The following is a 17,967-nucleotide window of genomic DNA, read 5'->3' on the forward strand; positions in this document are numbered from 1 at the left end:
GAGGCTTGCCGACGCGCCGGGAAAGGCCGGGACGAAGCCCGGCCGATCGCTCAGAACCACTGGCCGAAGCGGCGGATGTAGAGGGTCTTCATGGTCTGCGCGGTGACGCAGTAGCAGAGCAGCGTGCCCACCAGCCAGGGGAAGTACTCCCACGGCAGCGGCTGCAGGCCGACCATCGCCCCCAGCGGCGAGAACGGCACGTAGATGCCCAGCGCCATCACCAGCCCGGTCATCAGCATCACCGGCAGCGCCGCGGTGCTCTGGATGAAGGGAATCTTCTGGGTACGCAGCATGTGCACCACCAGGGTCTGCGAGAGCAGGCCCTCGATGAACCAGCCGGACTGGAACAGCGACTGCATTTCCGGGCTGTTGGCGGCGAACACGAACCACATCAGCGCGTAGGTGGTGATGTCGAAGATCGACGAGGTCGGGCCGATCCAGACCATGAAGCGGCCGATGTTCTTCGAGTCCCACTTGCGCGGCTTGGCGAGGAACTCCTTGTCCATCTTGTCCCACGGCAGCGACAGCTGGGAGATGTCGTACATCAGGTTCTGCAGCAGCAGGTGGATCGCCAGCATCGGCAGGAAGGGGATGAAGGCGCTGGCCACCAGTACCGAGAACACGTTGCCGAAGTTGGAGCTGGCAGTCATGTTCAGGTACTTCATGATGTTGCCGAAGGTCTCGCGGCCCTTGATAACGCCCTCCTCCAGGACCATCAGGCTTTTTTCCAGGAGGATGATGTCGGCCGATTCCTTGGCGATGTCGGTGCCGCTGTCCACCGAGATGCCGACATCGGCATCTCGCAGCGCGGGGGCGTCGTTGATGCCGTCGCCGAGGAAGCCAACGGTGTGTCCGTTGCCCTGCAGGGCCTTGAGCACCCGCGACTTCTGCAGCGGCGTCAGCTTGGCGAACACCGTGCGCTCCTCGGCCAGGCGTTGCAGGGTGGCATCGTCCATCAGGTCGATGTCGCGACCGAGCAGCGGCTCGCCGACGTCCAGGCCGACCTCGCGGCAGATCTTCGCGCTGACCACCGGGTTGTCGCCGGTGAGCACCTTCACCGCCACGCCGTTCTCGCGCAACGCGGCGATGGCCGGGCCAGCGGTTTCCTTCGGCGGATCGAGGAAGGTCAGCAGGCCGGCGATCACCAGGTCGCGCTCGTCGCTGGCGCCGTACTGGGCCTGGGACTCCGTGCGCGAGAGGCTGCGGGTGCCGAGCAGGAGCACGCGGAAGCCGTCGCGGTTGTACTGCTCGGCCAGCGCCAGCAGGGCCCGGCGGCGTTCCTCGTCGAGCGGCAGGTCGACACCGTCCTGGTGCACGCGGGTGGCGATCTCGAGCATTTCCTCGACCGCGCCCTTGCACACCAGCAGGTGTTCGCCGTCCTTGCCCTCGAGGATCACCGAGAGACGCCGACGGACGAAATCGAAGGGCAGTTCGTCGACCTTGCGCCAGGCATCCGACGGCGTGATGCGCGGGTTCTGTTCGACGAAGGCGACCACCGCGCGGTCCATCAGGTTCTTCATCCCGGACTGGTGGAAGCTGTTCAGCCAGGCCATTTGCAGGACCCGGTCGCAGCGCCGGCCGGCAACGTCGACGTGATGCTCGAGGATGATCCGGTCCTGGGTCAGGGTACCGGTCTTGTCAGTGCAGAGCACGTCCATGGCGCCGAAGTTCTGGATCGCGTTGAGGCGCTTGACCACCACCTTGCGCCGCGACATCGCCACCGCGCCCTTGGCCAGGTTGGCGCTGACGATCATCGGCAGCATTTCCGGGGTCAGGCCGACCGCCACGGCGAGAGCGAACATGAACGCCTCGGTCCAGTCGCCCTTGGTGAAGCCGTTGATCAGCAACACGATCGGCACCATCACCAGCATGAAGCGGATCAGCAGCCAACTGACGCTGTTCACCCCACGGTCGAAGGCGGTCTGCGCCCGCGAACCGACGATGGAACGGGCCAGCGAACCGAAATAGGTGCGCGCACCGGTGGCAACCACCACCGCGGTGGCCGTGCCGCTGACCACGTTGGTGCCCATGAAGCAGATGTTCGGCAGTTCGAGCAGGTCCTGCTGGTCGGCGGCGATCCGCTTGGCGGACTTCTCGCGGACCGCGCCGAGGGTGTCGTATTTCTCCACCGGCAGCGCCTCGCCGGTGAGTACGGCCTGGCTGATGAACAGGTCGCGCGATTCGATCAGGCGGATGTCGGCGGGGATCATGTCGCCGGCGGACAGGCGCACGATGTCGCCGACCACCAGTTCGCCCATGGGGATTTCCCGCAGCTCGCCGCGCATCCCGCGCTCGTCGCGGCGCAGCACGGTGGCGGTGTTCCGCACCATGGCCTTGAGCGCCTCGGCGGCCTTGCCCGAACGGTATTCCTGCCAGAAGCGCATCAGGCCGCTGACCAGGACCATGCAGAGGACGATGATGACGCCGGTGAGATCGGTTTCCTCACCGTCCTGCAGGGGCAGCCAGAAGTCGGTGAAGAAGCTGATCGCAGAGAGCGTCATCAGCACGTAGATGAAGGGGTTGTTGAACGCCTGCAGCAATTGCACCAGGACGTGTGGCGGACGGTCGTGGGCCACTTCGTTGGGGCCGTCGGCGTGCAGCCGGGCGGCGGCCTCGGCCTGGTCGAGGCCATCCTGGCGACCGCGGACGTTGGTGAGGGTGGTTTCCAGGCTGTTCTGCGCTTCGCGGGCGGCGCGCATGGACAGTCGGTCGTTGCGGCGCTCGGTATCGAGCTGGGTATTGCGTTGGGTCGCTACGCTCATGACTCGGTCTCCTGTCGCGAGCTGCGCGACGGCGACACGAGTCGGTTGCCGGTCAGGTGACAGGCAAAGGCGTGCCGGGTCGCGATGTTCGCGATCGGTGGGAAGAATGTTCGGCTTGTCCGGGTGAGGCCCACTGCGCGCGGCCGCTCAGGCGGCACGCAGCAGGCCGACTTGGTGGTTCGTCCATGGCAGGCTCCTTGTGCGAAGGGTTGGGCAGGAGAAAGGGTCAGCCGCGCATCGGGCGGCGACCGCTCTCAGGGTTCTCTTCGACCTGCGTCTCCAGGCGGCGATACTCCAGGCGACCGCCGGCCGGGTCGACACGCCAGGCGAGGCTCGCAGGATGGCCGTGGCCGGGAAGGATCGCGCCGGGGGACTGCGCGGCGCGCACGCGCATCTTCGCCACGAAGGCGGATACGCCGGGGGATACCGAATTCTCGAAGTTCATGACTCACCTGTACCCGGCGTGCCGGACACGGGTGAGAAGCAGTGGGTCAGCCCAGGATGCCGCTCAACCGACCGACCCGTTGCGGGTTCCGTCGTGCGTTGGTTTGGGTCATCGCACCAGCCGGCATCTGCTGGGCCGGGCGACGACTACTGGGAATACTGTCCATGGCTCTCTTCGTAGGGGGAAAGAAAGTGCCCGGCTCTGCGGGCGGGGGTTTTATAGACCTCTTGCCAGACGAGGTCAACCGAAAAAGCCGTTTCGTTCAGGCTTCTATGGAACATCGGAAAATTCCCGCAGGAGTCCGGCGAAAAGACACCGGCCAAAAGCGCTCAGGCGGATATCAGTCCCGCCAGCCGTCGCGCCAGCGCCGGCACTTCGGAGGCCGGGTCGAGGCGCAGGCGAAAACGGGTCTGCAGGATGTCCAGCAGTTCCTCGACGTCGCGCAGTTGGCGCTGCAGCGTCTCGCCGTTGCCGGCGCGCTGGCCGAACAGCCCGTCGGCCAGGGTCAGGCGCAGGTCGCCCTCGGTTATGGCGGCCTTCAGGCCCTGGCGGAACACGCTGTGCGGGTGGGTCGAGGTGTACCAGTTGCGCGGGATGTAATCGATCCACAACTGCGGGCGCAGGTCGAAGCGGTACAGCGGCAGCCAGCCGCTGCGACCGCGCACGGCGCTTTCGTAGAGACCGGCGTGCGGGTCGACCAGGCGCACGCAATGCACCTGTCCGGCGTCCGCCTCGTCGCCCGGCAAAGGCAGTGCTCGCGGCGGATTGGCCGAGCCGAAGCCGACATCCACCAGGAACTCGCCCTCCGCCAGGTACAGACGCAGCATCAGATGCGATTGCTGGGTCAGCGGCGCGTCCTCCGGGAGCCCCCAGCGTACCCGTGCCACCAGCAGTTCCAGTTCGTAGCCGAGGGCCAGCAGCAGGCGGGCGAACAGCGAGTTGAGTTCGAAGCAATAACCGCCGCGGCTGCCCTCGACGACCTTGGCGAAAACCTTGTCGGCGTCGATCTCGATGGGACGGTCGAGCAGCACGTCGAGGTTCTCGAAGGCGACCCGGCGCAGATGCGCGTCGATCAGTCGGTCGAGACTCGCCAGACTCGGCGGACCGGGATCGTCGATGCCGATATGGTGCAGGTAGGCATGGGTCTGCTCGGGCGTCAGCGGGGTCATGGCGGGCTCCGGAAAATGGCCAGCTCGATTCTAGACGCATTCTCGGGGAATACCGGAAGCGCCGTCAGGCACATTGGCCCGGGGTCTGCTTGACTGTGCCCATCCCACCCCGAGGAGCGCCGCCATGGCCCAGGCAATCGTCGCCTACCTGCACTACCTGTCGATCTTCCTGCTGTTCGCCCTGCTGGTGTTGCAGCACCGCCTGCTGCGCCTGCCGCTGGACCTGGAGCGCGCCCGCAGCCTGGCGGCGATCGACCGCGGCTACGGCCTCTGCGCCCTGGCGGTACTGGCCAGCGGGCTGGCGCGGGTGCTGTGGTACGGCAAGGGCCTCGACTATTACCTGCACAATGGCCTGTTCCACGCCAAGGTCGGGCTATTCGTCCTCGCTGCCCTGGTCTCGCTGTTGCCGACCGTTACCTTCCTTGGCTGGCGCGGCGCCCTCACGGCCGGCGAAGTGCCGGCGGTGACGCCGGCCCGGGGCCGGCGGGTGGTCCTGGCGGTGCGCCTGCAACTGCTCCTGCTGCTGGTCATTCCGTTGCTGGCTACGCTGATGGCGCGCGGCTTCGGCATGCGCGGCTGAGCCCTCAGTTCTGCATGGCCCGGCCATGCACGTCCATCGCCGCCTGGCGCAGCGCCTCGGAGCGGGTCGGATGCGGATGGCAGGTCAGCGCGAGGTCCTCCGCCGAGGCGCTGAACTCCATGGCCACGCAGGCTTCGCCGATCATCTCGCTGACGCCCGGCCCGATCATGTGCACGCCGAGCACCTGGTCGCTGCGGGCATCGGAGAGGATCTTGATGAAGCCTTCGCTCTCGTGGTTGATCTTCGCCCGGCTGTTGGCGCTGAACGGGAAGCGTCCGACCTTGTACTCGCGCCTCGCCGCCTGCAGCTGCTCCTCGCCGAGGCCGACGCTGGCCACTTCCGGCTGGGTGTAGATGACCGACGGAATCACCTCGGCGTTCATCTCCGCCGCATGCCCGGCGATCCGCTCGATGCAGACGATCGCCTCTTCCTCGGCCTTGTGCGCCAGCATCGGTCCCGAGGTCACGTCGCCGATCACCCAGACGCCCGGCGCCGCGCTGCGCTGTCCCTGGTTCTCCAGCATGCCGCGACGATCGCTGGCCAGGCCGACCGTCTCCAGCCCCAGTCCTTCGGTATAGGGGCGCCGGCCGATGGCCACCAGCACGTAGTCCGCCTGCAGCGATTCCGTAGCGCCGCCGGCGGCCGGTTGCAGGTCGAGTTCGACGCCCTGCTCGCCACTGCGCGCGGCGACCACGCGGGTGCCGAGGCGAAACCGCATGCCCTGGCGGGTCAGGGCGCGCTGCAGGGTCCTTGCGGTTTCCCCATCCAGCCCCGGGCAGATCCGCTCGAGGTACTCCAGCACCGTGACCTGTGCGCCCAGCCGGCGCCAGACCGAACCAAGCTCCAGGCCGATCACGCCGGCGCCGATCACCACCAGGTGGCGAGGCACTTCGACCAACTCCAGGGCGCCGGTGGAGTCGAGGATGCGCTGGTTGTCCACAGGCACGCCGGGCAGCGGCGCCGGTTCCGAACCGGTGGCGATAACGATGTCGCGCGCCTCCAGTTGCGCGTGGCCGCCGTCGGCAAGGGCCACGCCGACCCGGCCCTCGCCTTGCAAGCGCGCCCAGCCCTTGATCCACTGCACCTTGTGCTTGCGGAAGAGGAATTCGACGCCACGGGTCAGGGCGGCGACGCTCTCGTCCTTCTGCTTCATCATCTGCGCCAGGTCCAGTTCCGGGCTGACCCGGATGCCGAGCCGGGCGAACTCGCCGCCGCTCGCCGCGGCGTATAGCTCCGAGGCGTGCAACAGGGCCTTGGACGGCATGCAGCCGACGTTCAGGCAAGTCCCGCCGAGGGTTTCGCGACCCTCCACGCAGGCCACCTTCAGGCCCAGCTGGCCGGCGCGAATGGCAGCGTTGTAGCCCCCCGGACCGGCGCCGATCACGATCACGTCATAGCTTTCCATCATCCTGCTCCTCGGTTGTCCCGCCACGGCCCCCTCAGCGTAGGCGACGCCGGCGCAAATAGAGGAAACGCCGCGTAGAGGGACCGAAAGCGATTGTATTTCGCTCGTCATGCAAAGCTTATATGATGACCGTAATTTTCCTGCAACCCTTTCCCACCACGACAGGAGCACTACCATGGAACAGCCCGGCCGCGAAGATCGCCTGAACGCCTGGATCGCCACCGAGCGGGCCGCCCGCGCCCGCCTCGGCGCCAGCGGAACCCTGGAGCTGGCGCAAGTCGCCGCGCTCTCCCCGCAGGAGTTCTTCGACCGCATCGGCAGCGGCCAACTGCCCTGTCCGCCCTACGGCGAACTGGTCGACTTCGTTCCCATCGAGTGGTCCGAAGGGCGCTTCCTGTTCCAGGGCACCCCGGACCGCCGCCACTACAATCCGCTGGGTAGCGTGCACGGCGGCTACGCCGCGTCGCTGCTGGACTCCTGCATGGGCTGCGCGATCCATACCCGGCTCCAGGCCGGCCAGGGCTATACCACCACCGACCTGCGGATCAGCTACCTGCGCGCGCTGACCGACAAGGTCGGCCCGGTGCGCGCCGAAGGCCGGGTGGTGCACCTCGGCCGCTCGACGGCGGTCGCCGAGGGCCGGTTGTACGATGTCGACGACCGTCTCTACGCCGTCGGCTCGACCACCTGCCTGGTCCTGCACATGGCCGGATGAACGCGGCTTCGCCAGGGAAGGCCGCCAGGCGTTAAGATGACGACCTGCATTCCAAGGTATCGAAGCCATGCGTTATCCCGAAGACCACAAGCAGAAGACCCGCCGGCGTATCGTCGAGGAGGCTGCCCGGCTGTTCCGCCAGGACGGCGTCGGCGCCACCGGGCTGCAACCGCTGATGAAGGCCCTGGGCCTGACCCATGGCGGCTTCTACGCGCACTTCAAGTCCAAGGACGACCTGGTGGAAACCGCGTTGCGGCATGCCGCGGCGCAACTCGACGAAATCACCGCGCCCCTGGCGGAGGCGGAACGACCGCTGGCGCTGCTGATAGAGCAGTACCTGTCGCCGCGTCACCGCGATAACCCCGGCGCCGGCTGCCCGTTGCCGACCCTGTCGGCGGAACTCGGCCAGCGCGGCACGCCGAGCCCGACCACCGACAGCATCGTGCGCAAGCGCCTGGCGATGATCGAAGCGGCCCTGGAGGGCGAGGACGCAGGCGAGCGCGCCGTGCTGCTGCTCGCTTCGCTGGTCGGCGCGCTGCAACTGTCGCGCAGCGTGCAGGATGAGGCGCTGTCGCAACGGATACTGGAAGCGACGCGCAAGAAGCTGCTGGAGCAGATGGAGCGCTAGGGCCTCAGCCGAGGTAGCGCTCGGCCGGCCGCTGCCGCGACAGATTGGGCGCGAGCCTGGCCCGCGCCGTCATCAGCGCCTGCCAATCGGCCGCATCCGGCAACGACGGGATGGTCACCGCTTCACGCCGATCGAAACCGACCAGCGCCGCCTCCACCAAGTCCTCGACCTCCATCACCATCTCCGCGGGAATCCCGGCGATTCCGGTGCCGCTGCGCTCCCAGATCTCGGTACGGGTGACGCCGGGCAGCACCGCCTGGACGTAAACGCCGCTGCCGGCCAGCTCGTGCTGCAGCGACTGGCTCAGGCTCAGCACGTAGGCCTTGGTCGCGCTATAGACGGCATTGAACAACTCCGGCGCCAGCGCCACCACCGAACCAAGGTTGACGATGGCGCCGCCGCCACGCCGGCGGAACCCCTCCGCCGCGCCGGCAGCCAGGCGGGTCAGGGCCACCACGTTGAGGGCGATCATCCGCTCCGCCCGGTCCATGTCGGCATCGGCCAGCGGACCGTTCATCGCCACGCCGGCGTTGTTCACCAGCAACGCGATCGAGGCGTCGTCGCGCAACCGTCGCTCGACCCGCAACCTATCGTCGCGCTCGGACAGGTCGGCGCGCAGGATCTCCACCCTGACCCCGTGGGCTTGGCGAAGTCGATCCGCCAGGGCTTCCAGGCGTTGCCGGTCGCGCGCCACCAGCAACAGGTCGTGGCCACGGCGGGCCAAGTGCTCGGCGTAGGTCGCGCCGATTCCGGAAGAGGCGCCGGTGACCAGGGCGACGCCATTGCCAATCTGTTCGTTCATGTGGGTTCTCGCTGGAAAAAAGCCTGACCGCTGACAGCGGCTGTTTATATTACACACTTAATATTATGACCATAATTAAAACCGTCAAGCCTTTATCCGTTCCAACGAGCAGGGAGGGATGAGGAAAACCTTCATGCAACCGTCACGGAAAACGCCAATAAAAGGTCAGGACCCACACCACCCCGACATGCCCTACCATGGCGTTGTCCATCGCGGGAGGATCATGCGTCATGTATCACGGTGAAAGACTCAATGCCTGGACCCACCTGATCGGTGCGGTCGCCGCCTGCACCGGCGCCGTCTGGCTGACGGTCCAGGCGAGCCTCAACGGCAGTCCGTGGAAGATCGTCGGGGTCGGCGTCTACGGCGTCACCCTGACGCTGCTCTACAGCATCTCGACCGCCTACCACAGCGTGCGCGGGCGAGCGAAGGTGGTGATGCGCAAGCTCGACCACCTGTCCATCTACCTGCTGATCGCCGGCAGCTACACGCCTTTCTGCCTGGTCACGCTGCGCGGTCCCTGGGGCTGGACGCTGTTCGGCATCGTCTGGGGCCTGGCCGTGCTCGGCATGCTCCAGGAGATCAAGCCACGCTCCGAGGCGCGAGTGCTGTCGGTGGTGATCTACGCGGTGATGGGCTGGATCGTGCTGATCGCGGTGAAACCGCTGCTCGCCGCCCTCGGCAGCGCCGGCTTCACCTGGCTGGCGGCCGGCGGCGTGCTCTATACCGTAGGGATCGTCTTCTATGCCTATGACCACCGCTTCCGCCACTGGCATGGCATCTGGCACCTGTTCGTGATCGCCGGCAGCCTCCTCCACTTCGTGGCGATCTGGCGCTACGTACTCTAGGCGCGGTCCGGCGCGAAGCAGCGGGAGCTGGTCGCGCCGGAGGCTCAGCCCTTCTTCGTCCGCGACAGCGCGATGCACGCCACCACGATCAGCACGCCGCCGGCGATGGTCAGCGCGTCCGGCACCTCGCTCCAGAACAGCCAGCCCCAGCCGGCGTTGAAGACGATGCCGATATAGCGGGTCACCGCAACGATGGTCGCGCTCTCGTGACTGAAGGCGCGGGTTAGGAACACCTGGCCGAGTAGCGATACGACCCCGATGGCCAGCAGCAGCCCCCACTCGCGCAGCGTCGCCGGCACCACGAAGTCGTTCCACATCAGCGGGATGGCCACCAGGGTGGCCACCGCCAGGAAGTAGAAGACGATCTCGTAGGTATGGTGCCGCGCGCTCAGTTGGCGGATCGCCACCGAGGCACCGGCGGCGAACACCGCACTGAGCAGGCCGACCACGGCGTATACCGAGTAGCTGGAATAGCTGAACGGCTTGACGATCATCAGCGCGCCGAGCACCACCACCAGCAACAGCCAATAGACCGCCCGGGGAATCCGCTCGCCGAGGAACAGCGCGGAGAAGAGGATGACGAAGAACGGCGACATGTGCGCCAGGATGCTCGCGTCCGCCAGCGGGATGTGGGCGATGGCGTAGAAATAGCAGACCAGGTACAGCGCCCCCATCACCCCGCGCACCAGCAGCATCGGCACGCCCTGGCGCGACAGGGCGACACCGGCCTGGCGCATCAGCAGATAGATCAGCAGGGTACCGATGGCGCTGCGGAAGAACACGATCTCGGCAGCCGGCAGGGTGGCGCTGGCTTCCTTGACCAGGGCGTTCATCACGCTGAAGGTGAAGGACGCCAGCACCGCCAGCAGCACCCCGCTCTTCAGCAGGTCGAGCACCATTGGCGATAGATGGCGTCCGCCGCCGGACGGCTGTCGATCGGATACAGGCTTGGATGGCACTGGCTCGCTCCTTGGCAATCGATGAATCGGGACACGGCGTTCTCGTAGCTCGCCAACAGGCTGCGCGCCTGCGGCATGGCCAGGTCGAAGTGGGCGGCCAGCGCGACGATCAGCGCCAGCTTGCGGTAGTCCTCCAGCGGCACCCGCGGGAGCCGCCAGAGTCCGTCTTCGTCGCGACTGACGCGGCGGAACGGCACGGCGGAAAAGTCGAAGTGGCGACCCTGCTCGTCGGCCGGAGAGAACGGATCGACCAGCAACGCCGCGTAGCGCACGAACAGCAGGTATTCCTGGCGCTCGGCGCCGGCCTCGGCGAAGCCGTCGATGGCCGCGCGCGGCAGCATCGTCTCGTGCACCGGGTAGTTGTCGTCGTTGAGGAACCGCAGCAGGTTCAACGGCTCGGCGCCCATCCGCCGCAACAGTTCGCTCAGCTCGCACCACAGCCGACGCATGGCGCCGATGGCCCCGGGGGTGATAGGTCCCTCCGGGTAGAGCTTGTACATGAAACCGGGCGGCCCCTGCTCGGAAAGTATCCGGGCGAGGGCGAACTCGCCGAGAAAGAACGGACTGTGCACGTAGGTGGTGACGTTGCGGCCCTCCGCCGCTTCCGGCGTCGCCAGGGGTACCACCTCCACCCCGCTGCCGGCCAGGACTCGCCGCCAGGTCTCCCGCGCCGGGCAGTCCGGCCGGCTGGAACCCAGGTAGACCCTGCGCTTGACCGCCTTGGTCAGGGCCCGCAGCGGTTGTGTCTCGTCGATCACCTTGGTCGCCGCGTAGTAGCTGGACAGGCTCAGCACGGTCGCCTGGCACCCCGCCGGCAGGGCGCTGCGCACCAGCAGGTTGGCGCCGATGAAGGCGGACACCAGCAGCAGCGTGCGCACCCCGCCGAGTCGCTCCCAGGGCAACCCGCGGACCACGTCCAGGTAACTGTCGGCCGGCACGCAGAGCACCAGGGTCTGCCAATCGTCGCGAAGCTCAGCGGGGTCCTGGTGGAAGACGTCCAGCGCGGCGTTGCCGGACAGCCAGCGATGCTGCCCCTGCCCTTCCAGCTGCAGGCAGGCGCCGCGCGCCAGGGCCTCGGCGATCCGCTGGCTGCGCCGGCCGGGATGGTTCAGCGCGCCGAGGCGACCGGCACCGTGGCGGCGCAGGTCCAGCGCGACCTGGATCGCCACCGCGCCCAGACCGACCAGCAGGACGTTGCCCAGGCTCTCATCAGCGGCATTCATCGACCGGCCTTCTCCAGGATCAGGGTGTCGTACAGCGGCTGGCTGACCCGCTCCGCGCAAACCCGCCAGCCCTCCAGTTCGGCCGGTTCCACCGGGTAGTTGAACAGTCCCTTGATGCCGCTGCCGTGACGCAGCAGGACCTTGGCGTCGGCGCGCATGACCTGGCGGATCTGCGCCAGCACCGCGCTTTTCTGCTGCACCAGCGAAGCGATCAGGAAATGCGTGGCATCGCGGGAAAACGCCAGTTCCGCCGGCGGCAGCGAGGAAAACTGCATGCGCGCCTCCAGCCCCTGGCAGCGGGCGATCTCGCGGGCACAGCCCAGGGCCTCCTCGTCGATGTCCAGGCAGCACAAATGTGCGCCGACCTCCCGCGCCAGCACCAGGGCCGAGGTCGGCAGGGCACCGGAGCCGACGAACAGGACCCGTGCATCGGCATCTATCCCGGCGCTGTCGAGTTCGCCGCGGATGGATTCCAGCAGGCTACCCAGGTAGCGGCCCATCTCGCCGGGTTCATGCAGCACGCCCTGGCAAAGGTGCTTCTCCAGTTCGCAGAGGGCCTGCACCGCCGCGTCGCGCAGGCGCAGGCCGAGCGCCTGCAACGCAGGATCGTCCGAATCGGCCTGCCACTGCGCCCGGCTGCAATCCTCCCCGATCAGTCCGCTCAGACGGTCGAGCTTGCGCCTGAGGATCTCGTAGCAGCCGCAACACTCGCGGGCATAGACGGTGAGCAGGCGAATCTCGCATTCCAGTTCGCGGAGGGTTTCCAGCAGCGGTGTGCGTCCTTGCATGGCATGGCTTCCTGGCGGCGGTAGAGGGCTCAGTAGTTCAGGGTCAGGCTCATGGTCAGGTTGCGCGGCTCGCCGGGGGCGACCCAGACGTTGTTATAGGAACGCTCGTAGTAGCGACGATCGAAGAGGTTGTTGACGTTCACCCCGAGGGTGGCATTGCTCGCCAGCGGATAGCGCGCGAGCAGGTCGACGGTGGTGTAGGCCGGCAGTTCGAAGCCGCTGTCGCTGCTGTCGCCGGCGCGCTCGCCGACATAGTTGACCGCCGCGCCGGCATCGGCGCCGTGCAGCCAGCCTTCGCGGAACTCGTAGACGCCCATCAGGCTGCCGCTGTGCTTCGGCACGTTGAGCAGGCGGCTGCCGCGAGCGATGTTCTCATCCTTGGTCACTTCGGCGTCGATATAGGCGTAGGCGCCGATCAGCCGCAACTGCTCGGTGAGCTGGCCGCTGAACTGCAGGTCGAAGCCCTGGCTGCGCGCCTCGCCGGCGGTCTGCTGGTAACCGGGATTGCTCGGGTCGGCGGTGAGCACGTTCTTCTTTTTCAGGTGGAACGCGGCGAGGGTCATGCCCAGCCGGCCATCGAGCAGGTCGAGCTTCACCCCCGCCTCGTAGCCGCGCCCCTCCTCCGGGTCGAAGGCCTTGCCGGCCATGTCGGTACCACCATTGGGCTTGAAGGATTTCGAGGCGTTGGCGAACAGGCCGACCTCCGGGGTCGCCTGGTACAGCACGCCGATGCGCGGGGTGGCGGCACGCTGGGTCTGCTGCGAGCTGGTGTCGCGGAAGCGGCCATTGTTCAGGCGCGTGGCGTTCATGTCCTGGCGGTAGCGGTCGAAGCGCACGCCGAGCAGGCCGCGCCATTTCTCGCTGAACTCGATCTGGTCCTGCAGGTTGAGGGCCATCGCGTCGACTTCCTCGTGGTTGCGGTCGTCGCGTCCGAAGGGTGGTTTCGGCTGGCCGTAGACCGGCCGGCGGATGTCGATGGCATAGGGGTTGCGCGACGGGATGCTACGCAGGATCAGTTCGTCGTTGTGGTAGCGCTCGTACTCGAGGCCCATCAGCAACTGGTGGCGGATCGAGCCGGTATGGAGGTCGCCGAGCAGGTCGAGCTGGGTGATGCTGTCGTGCCACTCGAAGTCGCGGTAGCGGTACTCCCGGCGCAGGCTGTAGCCGTCGGCGGCGAGGCTGGAGTTCTCCGAGGCGTAGCCGTCCAGGTGGCCATGCTTGTAGTGGCTGGCCAGGCGCAGGCTCCACTGCTCGTTGAAGTGATGGCGCAGGGTGGCCTGGAGGGTTTCGTTGTTGTTGTCGATCTTGCCGTCGTCCGGTTCGCCGAAGAACCGCGAGCGCGGCAGGCTGCCCAGGTGGTTGTGCGGCGCCACGGTGCCGCGGTCGAAGACCTGGCGGTTGCGCACCACCTCGGCTTCCACCAGCAACGAGGTGTCCGGGTCCAGTTGCCAGCTGAACGATGGCGCCACCAGCAGGCGCTGGCCGTCGGCGTAGTCGCGGAAGCCCTTGCTGTCCTCCACCGCCAGGTTCATCCGGTAGAGCAGGTCGCCCTCTTCGTCCAGCGGCGTGTTCAGGTCCAGGGTCGAGCGGTAGCGGTCCCAACTGCCGGCGCTGGCATGCAGGCGGGCGAAGCGCTCGGCCTGGGGCTTCTTGGTCACCAGGTTCACCGTGCCGCCGGGATCGCCGCGCCCGTACAGGCTGGAGGCCGGTCCCTTGAGGATTTCCACGCGCTCGATGGTGGCGCTGTCCGGGGCGTTCATATAGCCGCGGTTGGCGCTGAAGCCGTCGCGGTAGAACTCCGAAGTGGTGAAGCCACGGACGTTGTACTCGAACATCGTCAGGCCGCCGAAGTTGTTCTGCCGCGAGACCCCGCCGGCGAAGTCCAGCGCCCGTTCGATACGAGCGCTGTCAAGGTCGTCGAGCACCTGGCGCGGCACCACGCTGATGGCTTGCGGGATGTCCTCGATACGGGTGTCGGTGCGCGTCGCGCTGGCCGACCGATTGGCCCGGTAGCCCTGCACCGGGCCCTCCGCGCGCTCCGCTTCGGCGGTGACAGTGAGGACCTCCAGCTCCGCGGGACTTTCCGTTTCCGCCCAGAGCGCCGGACTGCTGCAACCGAGGCCGACACCGAGGACAAGCGACACACTGACTCTCATGGGAAATCGCACCAGAAAAGAAATGATATACTATAACGCTACCAGTTCGATTCCGGCCTCGCAATACAATGCCCGGCTCTATCTCGCTTCTCGCCGCCAGGCTGTGATACTCATCCCTCTTTTCCGACGACCAGCCCAGCCATGCCCAACTCCATCTCCAATTCCTCCCGCCTGCACAGCATCGACGCCCTGCGCGGCCTGGTGATGCTGTTCATGCTGCTCGACCATGTCCGCGAGACCTTTTTCCTGCACCGCCAGGTCGGCGACCCGATGGACGTCGCCAGCACCGAGCCGGCGCTGTTCCTCAGCCGCACCCTGGCGCACCTGTGCGCGCCGGTGTTCGTCTTCCTCACCGGCCTGTCGGCATTCCTCTACGGCGAGAAGCACCAGGGACGCCGGGCGGTCTCGGCGTTCCTGTTCAAGCGCGGGTTGTTCCTGGTGGCGCTGGAACTGACCCTGGTGAACTTCGCCTGGACCTTCCAGTTGCCGCCGACGGTGATCTACCTCCAGGTGATCTGGGCGATCGGCCTGAGCATGCTCGCCCTGGCCGCCCTGCTCTGGTTGCCGCGCCCTCTGCTCGCGGCGCTCGGCGTGCTGCTGGTGGCCGGCCACAACCTGCTCGATCCGCTGCATTTCGCTCCCGGCTCGGCCTGGCACCTGCCGTGGGCGGTGCTCCACGACCGCGGCTGGATCGAAGCGGGCGACGCCCTGCGCCTGCGCACCTCCTACCCCCTGCTGCCGTGGATCGGTGTGATCGCCCTGGGCTATGCCGCAGGCAACTGGTTCAGCGGCGCCACGCCGGCGACCACGCGCCGACGCTACCTGCTGGCGGGCGGTGGCGGGCTGCTGCTCGGCTTCATCCTGCTGCGCCTGCTCAACGGCTATGGCGAGAAACCCTGGGCCTTCGGCGAGACGCCGGCGATCACCCTGATGGGCTTCTTCAACGTCACCAAGTATCCGCCGTCGCTGCTGTTCCTCGCCCTCACCCTGGGAATCGGCCTGCTGCTCCTGGCCTGGTTCGAACGCCTGGACTGGAGCGGTCGCGGCAAGGCCCTGGTGGCGTTCGGCGGAGCGCCGATGTTCTTCTACCTGCTGCATCTCTACCTACTGAAGCTGCTGTACCTGCTGGCGCTGGCGATCTGGGGCGCCAACCGGGGCGACTACTTCGGTTTCTCCTCGGTGCCGGCGCTATGGCTGTGCAGCATCCTGCTGGCCGTGGCGCTGTACCCGGCGGTGCACTGGTTCGCCGGTTTCAAGGCGCGGCGGCGGGATATCGCCTGGTTGAAGTACTTCTGAGGCGCGGAGCATCCAGGAGCCGCTGGAAACGTCCGGCCCTTCCCCCCCACGGGTAGGACGAATGCTGCGAAGCGTTATCCGCCGGACACAGCAGGCAACCACGCCGACGTCCACCGCCGGCAGGGAAGCGGAAATGAAGGGGTTGTGCGGAATTCCCACATAACGAGCAGGATCTGAAACGAAATGGCCGGCGGGCGCCTCGCGCCAGCCGGCCATTGCCTGGTTCGCTTCCCGTCGCCGACGGGCTAGCCAGTCAGGACAGGTACGCCGAGCGGGTCAGCCCCAGGCGCAGCGCATCCAGGTACTGGTTGCGCTCGCGGGCGGTGAGCTTGGCCCCGGCGACCTTGTCGCGGTAGAGGGTCATCAGTTCCTCCGGCGACAGGTGCACGTAGCGCAGCATGTCCTCGATGGTGTCGTGGGTCTCGATGCCGGCGTGATAGATGCCGCCGTCTGCGCGCTGGTAGACGTTCACCGAGTCGGTGTCGCCGAACAGGTTGTGCATGTCGCCGAGGATCTCCTGGTAGGCGCCGACCAGGAATACCCCGATCAGGTAGTCCTCGCCCTCCTTCACCTCGTGCACCGGCAGGCTGGTCTCGATGCTCTGCTCGTCGACGTACTGGGTGATCTTGCCGTCGGAGTCGCAGGTCAGGTCCTGCAGTACCGCGCGCCGATCCGGCTCCTCGCCCAGGCGGTGCAGCGGCAGGATCGGCAGCACCTGGCCGATGGCCCAGGTATCCGGCAGGCTCTGGAACACCGAGAAGTTGCAGATGTACTTGTCGGCGAGCTTGTCGTTGAGTTCGTCGAGGACCTGCCGGTGGGAGCGCTGGCGGGCCTTGAGCTGGTTGTGCAGGCGCCGGCAGATAGCGAAGTAGCACTGCTCGGCGAGGGCTTTCTGCGCCAGGCTGATCTTGCCGTCGGCATACTGCGCGGCGGCGTCGCCGATGTAGTGGGTGGCGCGCCAGTAGGTCTCGGTGACCATCTCGGCATCGGTCGGGCCGAGCAGTTCGGCCAGCCAGCGGACGATCTCCGGCTGCTCGTCGAGATCGACGATCTTCGGCACGTCGTCGTTGTGCCGCTCGACGTCGGTGACCTGGGTGATCAGCACCGCATGGTGCGCGGTCAGCGCCCGGCCGCTCTCCGAGAAGATGTGCGGATGCGGCAGGCCCTGGGCGTCGCAGAACTCCTTGAGCATGCCGACCACCACGCCGGCATAGTCATCGATGTCGTAGTTGATCGAGCTGGCGTTGCGCGAATGGGTGCCGTCGTAGTCGACGCCGAGGCCGCCGCCAACGTCGATGTGATCCACCGGCAGGCCGAGCGCGCGCAGCTCGCCGTAGTAGCGGATGGCTTCCTTGAAGCCGTGCTGGTAGTCGGCCAGGTTGGCGATCTGCGAGCCCATGTGGAAATGCAGCAGGCGCACGCCCTGGTCGAGACCGGCCTGGCGGAAGCGCTCGACCACCGACAGCAGCTGGGCGGCGGAAAGGCCGAACTTGGCCTTCTCGCCACCGGTGTCTGCCCACTTCGACGAAGCCAGCGAGGACAGCCGCACGCGCAGGCCGACCTGGGGCTGCACGCCGACGTTGGCGGCCTCCTCGATCACCAGCTGCACCTCGGATTCCTTCTCGATCACGATGAACACGTTGTGCCCGAGCTTCTGCCCCATCAGCGCCAGCTTGATGAACTCGCGGTCCTTGTAGCCGTTGCAGACGATGGTGCCGCCCTTCGGGGCCAGCGCCAGCACCGCCATGAGTTCCGGCTTGGAGCCTGCCTCCAGGCCGATGGAGACGTTCTCGGTGGCGATGATGTTCTCCACCACCGCTTCCTGCTGGTTGACCTTGATCGGATACAGCGCGGTATAGCGGCTCTGGTATTCGAGGCGCTCGATGTTCGCGTCGAAGGCGCCGGTGAGCTTGCGCACGCGGTCCTGCAAAATATCCGGGAAGCGCACCAGCAGCGGCAGGCTCAGGCCCGCCTCGCGCAGCTGGCCGACCAGCTCGTAGAGATCGATGGGCGTCGAGTCGGCACCCTGCGGACGCACTTCGACATTGCCGCCATCGTTGATGGCGAAATAACCCGCACCCCAGTGGCGGATGCCGTATACGCCGCGGCTGTCGGCCACGGTCCAGTTGCTGCCATCGTCTTTGCGAGTCCGTCGAGCGGCCATGCGCGGTGATCTCCTCAATGTTCGGGG

The 17,967-nt window shown here is 67.0% G+C and carries 15 protein-coding genes; 5 read left to right on the forward strand and 10 right to left on the reverse strand.

From position 1 onward, the window contains the following. Window positions 1-50: 50 nt before the first annotated feature. From mgtA to LJF27_RS00715, 3 genes are all read right to left on the reverse strand, one after another. On the reverse strand, window positions 51-2,762 hold the full coding sequence (gene mgtA / locus LJF27_RS00705) for a magnesium-translocating P-type ATPase (protein ID WP_003095335.1): 2,712 nt from the start codon (window positions 2,760-2,762) through the stop codon (window positions 51-53). Window positions 2,763-2,988: 226 nt separating this feature from the next. After that, on the reverse strand, window positions 2,989-3,207 hold the full coding sequence (locus tag LJF27_RS00710; protein ID WP_003095337.1) for a hypothetical protein: 219 nt from the start codon (window positions 3,205-3,207) through the stop codon (window positions 2,989-2,991). Between the two features lie 329 nt (window positions 3,208-3,536). Next, on the reverse strand, window positions 3,537-4,376 hold the full coding sequence (locus LJF27_RS00715) for an arylamine N-acetyltransferase family protein (protein ID WP_003095340.1): 840 nt from the start codon (window positions 4,374-4,376) through the stop codon (window positions 3,537-3,539). Window positions 4,377-4,500: 124 nt separating this feature from the next. Here LJF27_RS00715 and LJF27_RS00720 point away from each other — a divergent pair, with 124 nt between their 5' ends. After that, window positions 4,501-4,956, forward strand: a complete 456-nt coding sequence (locus LJF27_RS00720) for a DUF2214 family protein (protein WP_023116786.1) — start codon at window positions 4,501-4,503, stop codon at window positions 4,954-4,956. 4 nt (window positions 4,957-4,960) lie between these two features. Here LJF27_RS00720 and lpdA read toward each other — a convergent pair whose 3' ends face one another. Next, window positions 4,961-6,364, reverse strand: coding sequence for a dihydrolipoyl dehydrogenase (lpdA, locus tag LJF27_RS00725; RefSeq protein ID WP_003095344.1), 1,404 nt, complete (start codon window positions 6,362-6,364; stop codon window positions 4,961-4,963). A gap of 172 nt (window positions 6,365-6,536) precedes the next feature. Between lpdA and LJF27_RS00730 the strand changes: the two genes are divergently transcribed. Beyond that, window positions 6,537-7,076, forward strand: a complete 540-nt coding sequence (locus tag LJF27_RS00730; RefSeq protein ID WP_003095346.1) for a PaaI family thioesterase — start codon at window positions 6,537-6,539, stop codon at window positions 7,074-7,076. A gap of 67 nt (window positions 7,077-7,143) precedes the next feature. Continuing rightward, window positions 7,144-7,704, forward strand: coding sequence for a TetR/AcrR family transcriptional regulator (locus LJF27_RS00735; protein ID WP_003112334.1), 561 nt, complete (start codon window positions 7,144-7,146; stop codon window positions 7,702-7,704). Window positions 7,705-7,708: 4 nt separating this feature from the next. On the opposite strand, the gene LJF27_RS00740 is transcribed toward LJF27_RS00735, so the two are convergent. Next, window positions 7,709-8,506, reverse strand: a complete 798-nt coding sequence (locus tag LJF27_RS00740) for an SDR family NAD(P)-dependent oxidoreductase (RefSeq protein ID WP_003095350.1) — start codon at window positions 8,504-8,506, stop codon at window positions 7,709-7,711. A 230-nt stretch (window positions 8,507-8,736) separates the two neighbouring features. Here LJF27_RS00740 and trhA point away from each other — a divergent pair, with 230 nt between their 5' ends. Then, window positions 8,737-9,354: a PAQR family membrane homeostasis protein TrhA gene (gene trhA, locus LJF27_RS00745; protein WP_003095352.1), complete on the forward strand. Its 618-nt coding sequence runs from the start codon at window positions 8,737-8,739 to the stop codon at window positions 9,352-9,354. Window positions 9,355-9,398: 44 nt separating this feature from the next. On the opposite strand, the gene cntI is transcribed toward trhA, so the two are convergent. Genes cntI through cntO form a run of 4 tightly spaced genes read right to left on the reverse strand, consistent with a single transcriptional unit; the run spans window position 9,399 to window position 14,480 of the window. Continuing rightward, a complete protein-coding gene (cntI, locus tag LJF27_RS00750; RefSeq protein WP_003104336.1) occupies window positions 9,399-10,253 on the reverse strand; it encodes a pseudopaline transport inner membrane protein CntI in 855 nt (284 codons plus the stop codon). Then, the gene (gene cntM / locus LJF27_RS00755) at window positions 10,235-11,536 is read right to left on the reverse strand and encodes a pseudopaline biosynthesis dehydrogenase CntM (RefSeq protein WP_003095356.1); all 1,302 of its coding nucleotides are present in this window, start codon (window positions 11,534-11,536) and stop codon (window positions 10,235-10,237) included. Before cntM ends, cntI begins: the two co-directional genes overlap by 19 nt. Beyond that, on the reverse strand, window positions 11,533-12,324 hold the full coding sequence (gene cntL, locus LJF27_RS00760; RefSeq protein WP_003104339.1) for a pseudopaline biosynthesis protein CntL: 792 nt from the start codon (window positions 12,322-12,324) through the stop codon (window positions 11,533-11,535). The genes cntM and cntL overlap by 4 nt, the downstream gene beginning before the upstream one ends. 29 nt (window positions 12,325-12,353) lie before the next feature. After that, complete coding sequence (gene cntO / locus LJF27_RS00765; protein ID WP_016253948.1) at window positions 12,354-14,480, reverse strand: pseudopaline transport outer membrane protein CntO; 2,127 nt, start codon at window positions 14,478-14,480, stop codon at window positions 12,354-12,356. Between the two features lie 141 nt (window positions 14,481-14,621). Here cntO and LJF27_RS00770 point away from each other — a divergent pair, with 141 nt between their 5' ends. After that, window positions 14,622-15,776, forward strand: coding sequence for a DUF1624 domain-containing protein (locus tag LJF27_RS00770; RefSeq protein ID WP_003112330.1), 1,155 nt, complete (start codon window positions 14,622-14,624; stop codon window positions 15,774-15,776). A 253-nt stretch (window positions 15,777-16,029) separates the two neighbouring features. Here the strand turns inward: LJF27_RS00770 and speA are convergent, their stop codons facing one another. Further along, complete coding sequence (speA, locus tag LJF27_RS00775; RefSeq protein WP_003095365.1) at window positions 16,030-17,940, reverse strand: arginine decarboxylase; 1,911 nt, start codon at window positions 17,938-17,940, stop codon at window positions 16,030-16,032. Window positions 17,941-17,967: the final 27 nt, after the last annotated feature.

Origin of the sequence: Pseudomonas sp. 203-8 (assembly GCF_020708595.1) — a bacterium.
GTDB classification, from domain to species: domain Bacteria; phylum Pseudomonadota; class Gammaproteobacteria; order Pseudomonadales; family Pseudomonadaceae; genus Pseudomonas; species Pseudomonas aeruginosa.